Origin of the sequence: Acetobacter sp. DsW_059 (assembly GCF_002153695.1) — a bacterium.
Lineage (GTDB): Bacteria > Pseudomonadota > Alphaproteobacteria > Acetobacterales > Acetobacteraceae > Acetobacter > Acetobacter thailandicus.
Map to the genome: position 1 here is coordinate 38659 of NZ_JOPI01000035.1, position 15301 is coordinate 53959.

Annotated in this window: 11 protein-coding genes; 3 read left to right on the plus strand and 8 right to left on the minus strand. The window is 51.7% G+C overall.

Annotated elements, in window-relative coordinates:
* Positions 1–66: 66 nt before the first annotated feature.
* From rplJ to HK25_RS08240, 6 genes are all read right to left on the minus strand, one after another.
* Positions 67–591 carry a 50S ribosomal protein L10 gene (rplJ, locus tag HK25_RS08215; protein WP_086554405.1) on the minus strand — a complete coding sequence of 175 codons (525 nt, stop codon included), beginning with the start codon at positions 589–591 and terminating at the stop codon, positions 67–69.
* A 280-nt stretch (positions 592–871) separates the two neighbouring features.
* Entirely contained in the window at positions 872–1561 is a 690-nt protein-coding gene (gene rplA, locus HK25_RS08220) for a 50S ribosomal protein L1 (RefSeq protein WP_244980436.1), read from the minus strand.
* Positions 1562–1565: 4 nt separating this feature from the next.
* Positions 1566–1997 carry a 50S ribosomal protein L11 gene (gene rplK / locus HK25_RS08225; RefSeq protein ID WP_086635897.1) on the minus strand — a complete coding sequence of 144 codons (432 nt, stop codon included), beginning with the start codon at positions 1995–1997 and terminating at the stop codon, positions 1566–1568.
* Between the two features lie 128 nt (positions 1998–2125).
* Complete coding sequence (locus HK25_RS08230; RefSeq protein WP_233127752.1) at positions 2126–3670, minus strand: efflux transporter outer membrane subunit; 1545 nt, start codon at positions 3668–3670, stop codon at positions 2126–2128.
* A 23-nt stretch (positions 3671–3693) separates the two neighbouring features.
* Positions 3694–5034 carry an efflux RND transporter periplasmic adaptor subunit gene (locus tag HK25_RS08235; RefSeq protein ID WP_086554409.1) on the minus strand — a complete coding sequence of 447 codons (1341 nt, stop codon included), beginning with the start codon at positions 5032–5034 and terminating at the stop codon, positions 3694–3696.
* Positions 5034–8204, minus strand: coding sequence for an efflux RND transporter permease subunit (locus HK25_RS08240; protein WP_086554410.1), 3171 nt, complete (start codon positions 8202–8204; stop codon positions 5034–5036). Before HK25_RS08240 ends, HK25_RS08235 begins: the two co-directional genes overlap by 1 nt.
* A gap of 395 nt (positions 8205–8599) precedes the next feature.
* Here HK25_RS08240 and HK25_RS08245 point away from each other — a divergent pair, with 395 nt between their 5' ends.
* From HK25_RS08245 to HK25_RS08255, 3 genes are all read left to right on the plus strand, one after another.
* Complete coding sequence (locus HK25_RS08245; protein WP_086635928.1) at positions 8600–9862, plus strand: dicarboxylate/amino acid:cation symporter; 1263 nt, start codon at positions 8600–8602, stop codon at positions 9860–9862.
* Positions 9863–9884: 22 nt separating this feature from the next.
* Positions 9885–11165 carry an MFS transporter gene (locus HK25_RS08250; RefSeq protein WP_086554411.1) on the plus strand — a complete coding sequence of 427 codons (1281 nt, stop codon included), beginning with the start codon at positions 9885–9887 and terminating at the stop codon, positions 11163–11165.
* A 110-nt stretch (positions 11166–11275) separates the two neighbouring features.
* Entirely contained in the window at positions 11276–11680 is a 405-nt protein-coding gene (locus tag HK25_RS08255) for a hypothetical protein (RefSeq protein WP_086554412.1), read from the plus strand.
* A gap of 25 nt (positions 11681–11705) precedes the next feature.
* Here HK25_RS08255 and bcp read toward each other — a convergent pair whose 3' ends face one another.
* Both bcp and HK25_RS08265 read right to left on the minus strand, forming a co-directional pair.
* The gene (gene bcp, locus HK25_RS08260) at positions 11706–12182 is read right to left on the minus strand and encodes a thioredoxin-dependent thiol peroxidase (protein ID WP_086635899.1); all 477 of its coding nucleotides are present in this window, start codon (positions 12180–12182) and stop codon (positions 11706–11708) included.
* Between the two features lie 27 nt (positions 12183–12209).
* Entirely contained in the window at positions 12210–15296 is a 3087-nt protein-coding gene (locus HK25_RS08265) for a bifunctional [glutamine synthetase] adenylyltransferase/[glutamine synthetase]-adenylyl-L-tyrosine phosphorylase (protein ID WP_369824739.1), read from the minus strand.
* Between the last annotated feature and the right edge of the window lie 5 nt (positions 15297–15301).

Genomic DNA, 15301 nt, shown 5'->3' on the forward strand with positions numbered 1-15301 from the left:
GCGACCTCAGCATGAGGGAGGCCACACTTCAGAAAAAAGACATCACACACCAGACGGCGTGTAATTTCAGGCAGCTTCCGCCTCACCCGTTTTGGCATAGGCCCCAAAAACCCGAGCAAGCTGGCCAGCCGGTGCCTGAGTGACACCAGCAATACGTGTAGCAGGCGTGGAGATAAGACCCACGAGCTGTGCACGCAGCACATCCAGAGATGGCAGCTCAGCAAGAGCCTTGATTCCATCGGCCCCAAGGACCTGAGAACCAAGTGATCCACCAAGCACCACAAGCTTGTCATTGGTTTTGGCGAACTCAACGATCACCTTCGCTACAGCGACCGGATCTTCTGACCACGCAAGCGCGGTAGGACCCTTCAGCAGCGAGCTGATTCCGTCGAATTGGGTACCAGCCAGGGCGAGTTTTGTCAGCCGGTTCTTCGTGACTTTGTACGAAGCACCCACTTCACGCACCTTGCGTCGCAGATCAGTCACATCGGCTACGGTCAGACCTTTATTTTCGGTGACCACAACCATTGACGTTTCGGCAAACACGGTGGCGAGGGAAGCAACGAAGTCCCGCTTTTCCGTACGGTTCAAATCCCGTCTCCGTCTTGTTCCGCCTGACACATGTTCAGTCAGAACGGGTTGCCCATAGAGCTTTACGACCACCGCAAAGCTCTGCTCGCCTGCCCTCTAAACGGAATCCCGGAGCTACCGTAAAAAACGATAGACAACCAGCATCCCCGTCTTACCACCTGCAGGCCTCAGGGCCTATTAAGGTCTAACCACATGCGGTCTCGGACAGGTCAGGAAGCTGAATATACCAGCTTCCCTGAGATGTCACGCCAGATATACCGACGCAACGTCATTCTTTTACTCAGCCAGCGAAAGCTGAAACATCAAGGCTGACACCAGGACCCATTGTAGAAGACAGACCTGCCTTCTTAAGGTATGTGCCTTTAGCGCCTGACGGACGTGCTTTCTGAACGGCATCAACAAATGCACGAACGTTTTCAGCAAGCTTCGCTGCATCAAAAGATGCTTTACCAACGCCAGCATGAACAATACCAGCTTTCTCAGCACGGTATTCAACCTGACCAGCTTTAACAGCTTCAATAGCACCTTTAACGTCCATGGTAACCGTACCCAGCTTTGGGTTTGGCATCAGACCACGTGGACCGAGGATTTTACCAAGACGGCCAACCAGAGCCATCATGTCAGGCGTTGCAATGCAGCGGTCGAAAGCAATTTCGCCAGCCTGCACTTTTTCCATCAGGTCTTCTGCACCGACAACGTCAGCACCGGCAGCCTGAGCTTCTTCTGCTTTTGCACCACGGGCAAAAACACCAACGCGCAGCGTTTTACCTGTGCCATTTGGCAGAGAAACAAAACCACGGACCATCTGATCAGCATGACGCGGATCAATCCCCAGATTCAGGGAGATCTCAATTGTTTCGTCAAACTTAGCTGTTGCATTGCCTTTTACGAGAGCAATAGCTTCATCCAGACCATAAGCCTGATCGCCGTTTACTTTTGCCTGAGCAGCTTTGAGACGCTTATTAGCCATAATCTCAGCCCTCCACCGTCAGACCAATGGAACGAGCAGAACCAGCAAGCATGCTTACTGCACCATCGATGTCATTAGCGTTCATGTCTTTAAACTTCTGCTCCGCAATTTCACGAAGCTGCGCCATCGTCACTTTACCAACGTTGGCTGATTTACCAACAGTCTGGCTACCTTTTGAAACCTTTGCAGCTTTCAGCAGGAAGTATGTGTTTGGCGGTGTTTTTGTAATAAAGCTGAACGTACGGTCTGCATAGGCTGTAATAACAACCGGGATCGGCATACCTGGCTCAAGACCCTGTGTCTTGGCGTTGAACTCTTTACAGAACTGCATGATGTTCAGACCGCGCTGACCGAGCGCTGGACCTACTGGCGGTGAAGGATTAGCCTTACCAGCAGGAATCTGAAGCTTGATGTAGCCAACAACTTTTTTGGCCATATCCGGGACTCCTTATCGTTGAACCCGAACCGTGGTCAGCGGCTCAGCGCATACCGCGCACGAGCCTCCCACGTTCCGTTGAGAGTGCCGCCCTTAGCGGCTTTTTGAAAACAGGTCAAGCAAATCTGCTATTTTTTTTCACCAGTAAGATCAGCAGAGCGTGCATCTGTCTGCGTGCCAATACCGCCGACGGGCGTTGCGTGATGAAGCTTTTCATACTGCAAAACGCCAAATGGCATCAGCTCATGAGAGCCAGGCAGTTCGCTCCGTGACCAGCCCCCGCCCAGCGCACGAATTAACTCTACACGCGCATCAAAGGCCCGGGTCTGAACCTGCACAAGTTTAATACGCGCCTCAAGTGCTGCAATCTGCGCGACCACTGCATCCAGATAGTTTGTAAGGCCACCTGTATAAAGCGCCATTGTCATCGTCTGCGTGCGCAACGCGGCATTAACCGCGCCACTCTGCTGCTGCTGCTGCACCTTCAGGCGCGTTGTCCTGGAAAGATTATCCTGCACTTCCTGAAAAGCGCTCAGCACAACGCTTCTGTACAGATCTTCCTGCTGGCGATACTGCGACCAGCTACGCTGCAGCTCAGCCCGCCGCGCCCCGCCGGTAAACAAAGGTAGCAATGCCTGCACAGCATACTGGTACATAGAGTTAGACAGAGACGCGAGATCAAACCCGTTATCCATAAATCCGGTCATCGCGTTAAATGACACATCAGGATAAAATGCAGCCCTTGAAATACCAATCGCCCTGTTCGCCTGGGCCATGCCCCGCTCAGCTGAGGCGACATCGGGACGACGCTCCAGCAGTGTTGCAGGCAAGGCAACGGGTAGTTCAACATCAGCAAAAGCAAACTTATTCACCGGCGCAATATGAAACGTTGCCGGAGCCTTATTCACAAGTACGGCTATAGCATGCTCAACGATCTCACGCTGAGTGAGAATGTCTGTCTCCTGCGCCTGGGTCGTGAAAAGCTGCGTCTCAGCACGTGACACATCCATACCAGGAGCGATAGAACCAACAAGACGCAGCTTAGTAATCTGCACCGCTGTTTTATAGTAACCTATCGAATCCCTGTACACCGCATCCTGCACATCAAGCCCGCGCAACAGAACATAATCACTGGCCAGTTCAGCCTGAAGGCTGAGACGTGCCAGCGCATAATCTGCGGCTATAGCCTGCGCGCGCTGCTTGGCAACCCGGGTTCTGTTACGGATAGCCGACCAGAAATCAGGCTCCCATGTCGCCACAGCTGAATATTGCTCAGACGACATATAGGTAGGACCGGTGGCAGTTCCACCACGCCAGAGCCTGTGATGAGAGCTTTTGTTTTTCTGTGCACTCGCACTGCCATTGAGCTGCGGGTACAAATGCGATTTAGCCTCAGCAACAGCGTCACGCGCCTGCAAAAAAGCCTCAGCCTGCGCCTGCAGATCAGGGTTAAGGCGCATAGCCTGAGCCTCAAGTTCATCCAGCTGCGGGTCACCAAACATGACCCACCAGTCAGAACGAAGAGCTGCGTCAGACGGGCGGGCATCCGTTAAAAACTTCGCATCCCCCCAGCCTGCCGGCAGCTTCAGAGGTTCAGGCTTATAACGGGGAGCAAGGTCACAGCCAGACAAAGCCGTTGTCAGTGACAGAGCAGCAAGCCCCCACCGCATCATTTTATATGACCTTCCGCCCCATTTCATTGACGACCTCCGGCTTCAGGTACTGGTGCATTATCATCAGGCAGAGCTCTTACATTTTCTGTCTGCTTTGCCGCATTAGCCTTTGCTGCAGCGGAGGCCGCCACGGGCTTAACCGGAGGAGCATTATACCCTGGCGTGCCCTGAACAACACGCACCTCCTGACCGTCAAGAATGCCGGCAGAAGGATTATTAATGACACGATCGGTCTTTTTAACACCGCGTAAAATCTGCAGGGTAGATCCAAGATTTGTACCCACTGTAACGCTCACAAGATGCACATGGTTGGTATCATCAACCAGCGCAACCTGCGTACCCTCCGCGCGGAAAATAAGCGCACCCAGCGGCAGGATCAGAATATTTGAATCTCCCGGGGCACGGAATGTCGCTGTCGCATATGAATTAGGCCACAGTTCACGGGTTTTATTATCAATTGTGAGCTCAGTGGTCACGGTACGGGTAGAAGAATTAAACGCCGTCGCTGCTGTGAGATATTTTGCTTTAAACACTTTATCAGGATACTGCGGCAGAACCAGATCAGCCTGAAGGCCTGGCCCTATAACATCAGCGTAATCCTGCGGGACAGCGACAAAAACACGCATAGCATGCACATCAGCAACACTGAAAAGTTCTGTCGCCTGCCCCTGTGAATCCACATCACCGCGGCCGGCATTAACATAGTCACCTACGTTAGCAAAACGCGATGTAACGACACCATCAAACGGGGCGACAATACGCTTAAAGTTCTCCAGCGCAGCAAAGCGCTCGACATCGAAGCCCGCGGCCTCCATCTCAGCTTTTTCAGCCGCAGCATTCGCGGCCTGCACGTCAACCTCCTGACGTGAGACGGCCTGCGTACCCTGAAGAGCCTTCCAGCGGGCAGCTGTAATTTCAGCAAGTTTATACCGGGCTTTGGCAACATTCAGCCGGGCCTGCGCTGCGGAATACTGCGCATCAAGGCCTGGCGTGTTAATTTCGGCAAGTACGTCACCTGCCTTCACAACAGCACCAAAGTCCTTATACCACATTTTCACGTAGCCCGAGACCTGGGCATAAATAGGAGCCTGATACCAGGCCGAAACATTAGCGGGCAGAGACAACGTACGCTCTGACGGCCCCTCCTGCGGGTAAATAACCTGTATAGCCGGCACAGCCTGATGAATTGTTTCATCAATCAGTTTTGAATACTGCATATGCCGCTGCACAAGGCCGATAACGACCAGCCCCACAGCAACACCCCCGACAACAAACACCCAGAGCCGGCGTTTTGCAGGGGAAACTGAATGCTGCCCCGGGTTTGAGTCATGCCTGCCGTGCGGCCCCTGATCATGCGCACTCATCAGCTCTCTCCCTCGCTCTTCAGCTCTGTCTTTTTATGATTGTGTAACAAGGCAAAAACGCAGGGGACGAACAGTAATGTCGCAACAGTTGCAACAATCAGCCCGCCCATAACGGCTTTACCTAAAGGCGCATTTTGTGAATTACTCATAGACATCGGCAACATACCGATAATCATGGCCAGTGCAGTCATCAGCACAGGGCGAATACGCTCATACCCGGCTTCGAGAGCAGCCTTAACCGCATCACCATGCTCATCAAGCCTTTCACGGGCAAACGCTACAACCAGAATAGCATTTGCGGTGGCCGTGCCCATGCACATAATCGCCCCGGTCAGAGCCGGCACAGACAATGTTGTATGCGTGAGAAACAGGCTCCATGAAATGCCAGCCAGCGCCCCCGGGAGGGCCATGATGATGATAAACGGATCAAGCCATGACTGAAAGTTAACAACGATCAGCAGATAAACCAGCAGAATGGACATCGCCAGACCAGCAATCAGCTGCACATATGCACTGTTCATTGTAACTGCCTGCCCACGCACGACAAGAGACGAACCATGAGGCAGATTGATCCGCTCCTGGTCAACAATCTGCTCGACATCACGCGAGGCTTTACCCAGATCAACTCCCTCATTTGAGGCATAAATATCAAAGACGGGCATAATATTATAATGCGCAACCTCACCCGGGGTGCCTGTCTGCTCAATATGGCTCAGCCCCCCCAGAATCTGCATATTTTTACCTGAAGGGTTACCGTCACCTTTATCAACCGGTGTAAGCTCCAGGTCATTCATGGTCTGCAAAAATGCAGCCGGCGTCTGAATATCAATCAGATGCGAGACACCAGTCGTAACATCAAGCCAGTAAACCTGACCGACCTGTGAACTGCCTGAGAGTGACACCAGCGCATTGTTAGCGACATCAGATTCCGTAATCCCTGTACCAAGCGCATATGTACGCCGTGCGTTAATGCGCAGTGTAGGCGTTGTCATAGGCTGCTGCACCGAAATATCCGTCAGCCCTGTAACATGGCGCAAACGCTCAGCCAGCCGGTTAGCAAACTTAAAATTATCCGTCAGATTACGACCGACGATCTGCACATCAATAGGTGATGGCAAACCAAAATTCAGAATTTTTGAGGTCAGATCACCAGGCATGAAAGAAATTTGTGTACCTGGAAATTTCTCCATAAGATTACGACGGATCAGACGACGATACTCAGCGACCGGGGCCTCAGAGTTTTTCAGTGATACCGTCAGGTCACAGTCCTGTGTACCAACCGTAGGTGTAGGGATAAATGCCTGGTTCAGCGCACTGAAGGGAAGACCGCAGTTATCAACGATACCCTCAACCTGACCAGGCAGTGTGCGCTCGATCTCCTGATTAATAAGCTCGGAAATTTTGCCGGCTTCCATCAGCCTTGTGCCCAGCGGCGCACGCATATGAATAGCCAGCGCGTCAGAGTTCACTTCAGGGAAGAAGTCCTGCCCGACAGCCAGCAAAAGCCCCATTGACAGCACAGAGCACAAAACAAAGATCGGTATAAAACTGGTACGCACACTCACCAGATATTTCAGCAGGCGGTAATAGGCGTGACGAAAAGCTTCAAAACGACGCTCAAAGCCCTTCTGAAAACGACCGAAAAATGTTTTCGGCGCTTCACCCGCATGTGCACGGTGGGCTTCAACCTGAGCCGCCAGCATGAACTTTGCCATAGTTGGCACCAGCGTTCTGGACAGAATGAACGAGGCGATCATGGCAAACACAATGGCTTCAGCCATTGGCATAAACAGCCAGCCGGCAACCCCCGTCAGCTGGAACAGCGGTGTCCACACAATACAAATACACAATGTCGAAACGAATGTCGGAATAACAATCTGGTTAGCCGCGTCGATAATAGCGGTTTCCAGATCTTTATTCATTTCAAGATGCGCATCAATATTCTCAATCATCACGGTGGCATCATCGACAAGAATACCGACCGCGAGCGCCAGACCGCCAAGCGTCATAACGTTAATGGTCTGCCCGGCCCAGCCAAGGCAGATAATCGAGCACAGCATTGCCAGCGGAATTGACGTGGCAATAATCACTGTCGAACGCCACGATCCGAGGAACAGCAATACCACAAGACCTGTCAGACACGCTGCTGTGAACATTTCACGCAACACATCCTGAACAGATTCCTTCACAAATGTAGAGGCGTCATTAAGGATTTTGATACTGACACCCGGCGGCAGGGTTTTGACAATACCCGGCAGCAGGGCCTTTACACCCGCAACCACCTCAAGCGTAGAAGCATCACCACTTTTCATAATAACGATCAGAACACCCTGCTGCCCTTTAACAAGCACCAGGTTGGTCTGAGGCGGACCACCTGAATGAACCCAGGCAACATCCTGCAGGCGCACTACAGCGTTTCCGACCTGCTTGATCGGTATCATATTAAGTTCATCAAGCTCACGGGGGGACGCGTTAGTCTGAACCATCCAGTCAAATGGCCCGATACGCTGATCACCTGCAGGCAGCACAATATTCTGACTACCCAGAGCTTTTGAAACGTCAACCGGCGAAAGCTTATGAGCCAGCAGCTTAATCGGGTCGAGGTCAACCATTATATTGGCTGGCTGACCACCATAGGGATTGGGAATAGCTGCACCCGCCACCGACACCAGAGCCGGACGGATATAGTTTGACGCCATATTGTAAATTTCTGACGCCGTCATCGAGGTTGAGGCAACCTGAAGGGTAATAACCGGCACCGAAGACGCATTATACGTCAGAATCAATGGGGGCGTTGACCCCGTCGGCATCTGCTTAATCACAGTCTGCGAGACGGAAGTAATCTGCGTTTGTGCAACGGCAGTATCTGTTCCGGGCTGGAAGAAAATTTTAACAATACCACGCCCGTAATAGGACTGACTCTCTATGTGCTCAATATTGTTAACGGTAGCAGTCAGCGCACGCTCGTAATAATACACGACACGACCCGACATATCTTCAGGCATTAAGCCGGTATATGTCCAGACAACTGCAACAACCGGGATGTTAATACTTGGAAAAACGTCAGTAGGGGTTTTGAAAATTCCCCTTATACCAAAAACAACAATGAGAATAGAGAGCACAACAAAAGTATATGGCTTTTTAAGCGCCGTAACGACGATTTCATTCATTGCGCGCCTATCCTCAGATGATCACTAACAAACAACAGACATCCTTCCCTCGCATACAGCTATCCTGTGATGACGCAAATAAAAATACCTTTAACAGGCCTAAACTTACGTTCATATTCCCTGTAAAAGCAGGACATAATTACTCCACACCTGATACTTACGTACCTTTTCTCAGAACAGTTCATTACCCTTAACAAACGTATTCGCTCACAACGAAATTAACACACATTTCCGCGTGAAATGATACCATGCAATGACAGGGATTTTTTTAGAGATTATACTGAACCATCCGGCACAGAACCGTTCAACAACAATAACAATTCACAACAGGAACTTTCCGCGTGCATCTGCCTGACCCCGCCGCTCTTTCGGCACCGTCTTCGTCTCGTCATAAAATGCTTTACCTTCAGGTTGTCGCAGCTGTGATAGCCGGTATCGTTGTTGGCTACTTTTTTCCCGGTTTTGGCACATCATTGCGGCCGCTGGGTGACGGATTTGTTAAACTCATCAAAATGGTGATCGCCCCTGTCATTTTTCTGACGGTCAGCACCGGCATTGCCGGCATGGCAGACCTGAAACAAACCGGGCGCGTTGCCGGCAAAGCTATGAGCTATTTCCTGCTCTTTTCCACGCTAGCACTGATTATTGGCATGATTGTGGCCAATGTTGTCCGCCCGGGCAGCGGCCTCAACATCGACCCGGCATCTCTTGATGCCAGCAGCATCAGATCATTTGTTACTGAGGCACACTCTCACACATTTACCGAATTTCTGATGCACATTATTCCCACCACAACGGCGGGAGCCTTCACGTCAGGCGAAATTTTGCAGGTGCTGCTCATTTCCATTCTTTTTGGGATCAGCCTCGCGCAAATGGGCAAAGCCGGCGAAAAAATACTCGATTTTTTCAAAAGTCTGACCGAGCTGGTCTTTGGCGTCGTCAGACTGGTGATGTACGCTGCTCCTGTTGGTGCTTTCGGGGCAATGGCTTTTACAGTTGGTCGTTTTGGCGTCAGCTCTATTGGCAACCTTGTGCTGCTTATCCTCACCTTCTACCTGACGGCTATTTTATTTATTGTCCTCATTCTCGGTGTTGTTGCCCGCCTGGTGGGCTTTAACATTTTCAGTCTGCTGCGTTACCTTAAAGAAGAGCTGTTAATTGTTCTGGGTACCAGCTCATCTGAATCAGCCCTCCCCGGCCTGATCTCAAAACTCGAAAATGCAGGCTGTCCGCAGGGTATTGTGGGGCTGGTCGTGCCTATGGGGTATTCCTTCAACCTTGATGGCACCAATATCTACATGACCTTATCTGCCCTGTTCATCGCTCAGGCGACAAATGTTCATCTTGGCCTGGGTGAGCAGGTTGCTCTTTTGCTTGTCGCTATGGTCAGCTCAAAAGGAGCCGCCGGCGTTACTGGTGCGGGATTTATTACTCTTGCCGCAACACTTTCTGTCGTACCTTCTGTTCCCGTTGCTGGTATGGCGCTGATTTTAGGTATTGATCGCTTCATGTCAGAGTGCCGGTCACTGACAAACCTGATTGGCAATGCTGTCGCCGCGATTGTTGTTTCACGATGGGAAAACAGTCTCGACAAACAACAACTGCGCAATGCGCTTGAAAATAAAAAAATATCCCACCAGGCACCTGAAATTTACTGAGATTAAAACGGAACAGTATGTGATGAATACAGTGCAACGCATAAGAGGTATTATTGCGGGATCAGCCGGCAACCTTCTGGAGTATTATGACTGGTACGTTTATTCATCTTTCGCAATTTATTTTGCCCATGCTTTCTTTCCCCATGGGGATCAGACCGCTGAACTTTTAAAGAGTGCTGCAGTATTTGCCATTGGCTTTTTTATGCGCCCTGTCGGGGGCTGGCTTCTTGGCTCTGCTGCTGACCGTTATGGCAGACGAACAGCCCTGACTGTTTCAGTCACAGCAATGTGCGCCAGTTCGCTTATTATAGCCTTCTGCCCTACCTATGATCAGATCGGCCTTATGGCACCTGCTGTTCTGCTCATTGCCCGCCTCGTTCAGGGGCTCAGCCTTGGTGGTGAATACGGGGCTTCTGCCACCTATCTGGCTGAAATGTCATCTGCACATAACAAAGGCTTCTGGTCAGGCTTTCTCTACGTCACGCTGGTGATGGGGCAACTGCTGGCTCTTATTATCCTGCTGCTCATGCAATATGTTTTTCTGACACCAGAGCAGATTTCCGCATGGGGCTGGCGCGTGCCGTTTTTTCTTGGCGCTGTTGGCGGCCTGCTGATTTTCTGGATGCGGCGAAACATGGAAGAAAGTGAAAACTTTAAATCCAGCCACAAGAAGAAAGAAAAAGGTGGCCTGAAGGTACTCTGGAAATACAAACGGGCTATTATGACCGTATGTGGCATGACGCTGGGCGGCACGGTCATTTTTTATACCTACACAATTTACATGCAAAAATACCTTGCAAATACGGTAGGCTTTCCAAAAGACACAGCAACTCTGATCTCCTCAGCTTCGCTTGTCGTATTCTCTCTTCTGCAACCTGCCTTTGGTGCCTTATCTGACCGCATAGGCCGTAAACCCCTGCTTATCTATTTTGGTGTTATGGCAAGCCTTTGCACACTTCCCGTTTTTTCAATGCTGTCAGAAATCAAATCCCCCTGGCTTGCCTTCCTCCTTATCGTTTTCGCCCTGAGCATCGCCTCAGGCTACACGTCTATCAATGCCATTGTTAAAGCCGAGCTTTTTCCGACACAGGTCAGAGCCCTTGGCGTTGCTCTGCCATACGCCATCACTGTATCGGTCTTTGGTGGCACGACAGAATATATTGCCCTGTGGTTTCGCCAGATCGGCCACGAATCCTGGTTTGCTGTATATGTTTCGGCCTGTGCGTTTGTCACTTTCCTGACGGTTCTGACACTTCCCTCAGGGAGTCAGATCGACACACACCCGGAAAATACGGAAAACTGAAGAGTTCATAACAAAGGCAAATGCTGTCAGAATCAGGCCTTCAAAAAGCCATGAGTCAGGTCTTTTCTATACGCATAGAACAGTTACAACGCTGAACAGGGAGTGTTCTCATGCGGTCTGTTACAAAGCTCTTAATTGCTCTTCCTGCTGTCATCGGAACTCTGATGACGACCGTGCCAGCTGCACATGCTTATCCTTATGGCCGGGGCGGCCCTCCTCCCGGCGGTGGATGGGGAGGTCCCGGCCCGGGTGCCTATCGCCACCATCACCATAGCAATGGCGGCGCTATAGCCGGTGCTCTGATTGGCGGGCTTGCTGTCGGCGCTCTCGCCGGAGCGGCGATCGGTACTCCCGTAGCTCAGCCGGCTCCACCGGTTGCTTATATTCCACCAGCACCGCCAGTCTACGCTGTGCCAGTGGTACCGGTAGCGCCACCGCCGCCACCGCGCCCCGTTTATTATGCTCCGGGCGGGTATTATGCACCCGGCTCTTACTACGCTCCGGGCGCTTATTAAGCTTTCAGGCAAACAGCCAGAGCACTTACAGTGCCGAAACAGCCTCCACAACTGCATCGGCATGGCCGTCAACTTTAACTTTATGCCATATGCGCGCAATTTTTCCTTCAGCATTAATCAGGAAAGTTGTGCGCTCTATACCCATATATGTTTTGCCATAAAGCGACTTTTCGACCCAGGTACCATAGGCTTCAGTCACCTGACCATCTGCATCTGATGCCAGAGGAAAAGCCAGCCCGTATTTTTCTGAAAAGCTTTCGAGCTTTTTCATCGGGTCGCGCGAAACGCCAATAATATTAAGTCCGGTTTTATCAAAAGCCTGCAAAGCATCGTTAAAAGCGCAGGCTTCCTTCGTGCATCCTGGCGTATCAGCTTTCGGATAGAAATACAGAACAAAAGCCTGCCCTTTAAGGCCCTGAAGGCTAACGTGCCGGCCGTTCGTAGCATCCATCGAAAAGTCGGGAGCTGTATCTCCCTCTTTCAAAACATACGTCTGCGACATAACACTCTCCTTTTTTGACACTATACGTTACTGACTGCTTTCTTCACCTACAATGCCAGCAATACGCTCAAAACATGCTCTGACAGCATGTGCCAGTTCGCTGGTTTCACTCAGCACATCAGACAAACTACCCATCTGTAAAGCACGCAGCAACACAGCCTGAGCACCGGCTGAAAGTTCCTTTTCCAGATCCTGTGGCGGCACAGGTCCACACAACAGACGTAGCAGACACTGCAGACGCCGCCAGATACGGTCAGCCTTCAGCAAAAGTGTCACATCATCGTGCGACAATACGCCTGCCCGACCAAGCTGTGTCAAAGCACGTCGCGTGCATGTATCTCTTACCGACGAATCAACTGCCTCCAGCTGCAGACTCTGAGCCAGAAACTCGACTTCCATCAATCCGCCGGAACGCCTTTTAACGTCCCATGGGCTTGATGCGGGCAAATCCCGCTCAAGCCTGGCCCGCATGCTCCGTGCATCTTCAAGCACACTCCCCGCACTGAATGGCGTTTCCTTTACCGAACCATCAAGAATATGGTTCAGGTCCTCCTGCAAAACACGACGCAGGGCCGGAGGTGCCGTGATAATGCGTGCACGGGTTAAAGCCATACGCTCCCATGTCCATGCCTGTTCACGGTGATAACGCATAAAAGCAGCACGTGACACCGCAACCGGACCAGCGGCACCTGACGGGCGCAGCCGCATATCAACAGCATAAAGCGGCCCCTCTGGTCCCGGGGCTGTCAGTGCTGCAATAAAGGCGTGGGCCAGCCTCGTGTAATATTGTGATACCGTCACACTCCGGGGGGCAGAATAAAATGCACCCTCTGCTGCTGCCGCAGCCCGTTCAGGAATAATGCTGTTTAGCTCTTCCTCCGGGTGATCAAAGACTAATAGCAGATCAAGGTCTGAACCAGGCATCATTTCACGAGAGCCTGCTTTACCCATTGCAATGACTGCCATGCTGCCGCCGGGAACACGACCATACCGGCGAGTATGGTCTTTCTCTACAGCACGCCACAAAGCAATCATCACCGCATCAGCGAGAATAGTGCGGATACGCTCTCCCTCATCTTCATCCATCCGCCCTTCAAGAACAGCAACAGAAAGACGAAACTCCTCACCACGCAGAAGCGGACGAAGCATTGTCACGAGCATTTCAGTATCTTCTGCTTCACGGGCCAGCTGATGCAGGCGCTCGCGAACATTACGCCCGGATTCAGGCTCAGGCTCCAGTATACCCTCAAGAGCAGAAGGGGTATCGGCAAGATGATCAGCAAGAAAAGCCGAGGCATCAAATATGTCTGCAATGCGATCAATCAGAACAAGGTTTTTCTCAAAAAGAGAAAGCAGCTGCACCCCTGCATGCTGACGCGCCAGCAACGTGTCAAAACGCCGCAGACATGCCAGAGGGTTGCTACGGGTTACAAAGCTGCCCAGCAGAGCAGGCAGCAGCTTACGCAGCAACGCCTGGGCACGCTCTGAGCGCAAAGCCCTCATACTATGTTTCTGCCAGCGCGCCAGAATCTGGGCAGCCTCAACAGCCTGATCAGCACTGAAGCCCTGCTGGTTGAGATAATCAACCGTTTTTTGATCGTTCGGGTCAACAACCAGAAAACGTGCATCCTCCGCTTCGGGACTTCCTGAATGCGTCACAAAGTGGCGTTCAAAAATACGGCGCGTTTCACGCATGCGTGGCAACAGATCGAGCACCATTGTCTCAGCATCTGAGTAATTCATAAAGATAGCGAACGCCTCAAACGCCTCACGCTTATCTGGCAAAGAATGCGTCTGCTGGTCTGAGCGCATTTGCAGACGGTGCTCAGCGTCACGCAGCAGACGATAGGTACGAGCCAGTGTCTCTGCCTCTTCACGCGGCAGATAAGCCGAACGCACAAGCTTTTTAAGCGCACCAAATGTTGTTTTATCCCGCAAGGCGGGGTCCCGCCCGCCCCAGACGAGCTGCATCGCCTGAACAATAAACTCAATTTCGCGAATACCGCCCTGCCCCAGTTTCAGGTTGTGCCCGAGCAGCCAGCTGATACCTGCCTGTGCATCTGCCATCATTGTGTCAGGCTGTGAGGCAAGGTCCGTCCGCCCGGTTTTGCGGTAGTGGTCTATACGGGCCTTCATGATGTGAATATCATCAATCAGAGCGAAATCGAGATGGCGCCGCCAGACAAAAGGACGAAGCCCATCCAGAAATGACCGCCCCAGAGCCAGGTCACCAGCAACAGGGCGCGCTTTTATCATAGCCGCCCGCTCCCATGTCTGCCCCAGGCTTTCATAATAGACCATCGCGGCCTGCACAGACACAGCAGGCGGCGTTGATCCCGGATCGGGTCTCAGACGTAAATCAGTACGAAAAACATAGCCATTTGCATCGCGCGCTTCCATCAGACTGACTAAATCGCCGGTCATGCGAATAAAAATGCGTCTTACACCGTCTGATTGCTTGTATAATGACGGATCATACAGCACCATAAGGTCAATATCAGAGGAGAAATTAAGTTCACGTGCTCCGTGTTTTCCCATTGCCAGAACAAAAATTCCACAGCGGAAGGTCGGACGCTCCGGGTTTTTCAATTCTATCTGACCTGAATAGTGGGCAGCGCGTAATAAATGCCTGAGAGCAACCTCCAGAGTCATGTCTGCAAGACGGCTCAGCGTCTGAGTAACTTTTTCAAGCGACCAGAAGCCACCCAGATCAGCAACTGCGGCCAGAAGCGCAATACGTTTCTTAGCCTGACGCAGAACAGCCGCAATATGCTCTCGCTCACGGGTAATGTCACAGGCATCGAGCTCAGCAAAAACATGTGCCGCACTTTCTGCCGGCCCCTGCCGCATCAGTGCCACAAAGAATGTGATATCCTGGAAGGCAAGATCAGACAGGTAGGGGCTGTTGCCACCAAGACAGGCAAGCAAAGCCATGACACCCGGCTGATCAAGGACAGCCTGATAACCAGCCTCACGCAGGGCATCAGCCATGTCTGTGCAAAAGTGGTCCGCGGCCTGCGGTTCAGCTGCCGCCGGCCACCTGGCATCGGGCCAGACGCTGGAACCACGCAACTGACGGATATCATGAAACAGAATTTGTGGAGCGGGTTGTATCATAT

Coding starts and splice junctions, on each gene's coding strand:
- HK25_RS08230 (WP_233127752.1), bottom strand. CDS start 3,670: ATGATGCGGTGGGGGCTTGCTGCTCTGTCACTGACAACGGCTTTGTCT.
- HK25_RS08235 (WP_086554409.1), bottom strand. CDS start 5,034: ATGAGTGCGCATGATCAGGGGCCGCACGGCAGGCATGACTCAAACCCG.
- HK25_RS08245 (WP_086635928.1), top strand. CDS start 8,600: ATGCTTTACCTTCAGGTTGTCGCAGCTGTGATAGCCGGTATCGTTGTT.
- bcp (WP_086635899.1), bottom strand. CDS start 12,182: ATGTCGCAGACGTATGTTTTGAAAGAGGGAGATACAGCTCCCGACTTT.
- rplK (WP_086635897.1), bottom strand. CDS start 1,997: ATGGCCAAAAAAGTTGTTGGCTACATCAAGCTTCAGATTCCTGCTGGT.
- HK25_RS08240 (WP_086554410.1), bottom strand. CDS start 8,204: ATGAATGAAATCGTCGTTACGGCGCTTAAAAAGCCATATACTTTTGTT.
- HK25_RS08255 (WP_086554412.1), top strand. CDS start 11,276: ATGCGGTCTGTTACAAAGCTCTTAATTGCTCTTCCTGCTGTCATCGGA.
- HK25_RS08250 (WP_086554411.1), top strand. CDS start 9,885: ATGAATACAGTGCAACGCATAAGAGGTATTATTGCGGGATCAGCCGGC.
- rplA (WP_244980436.1), bottom strand. CDS start 1,561: ATGGCTAATAAGCGTCTCAAAGCTGCTCAGGCAAAAGTAAACGGCGAT.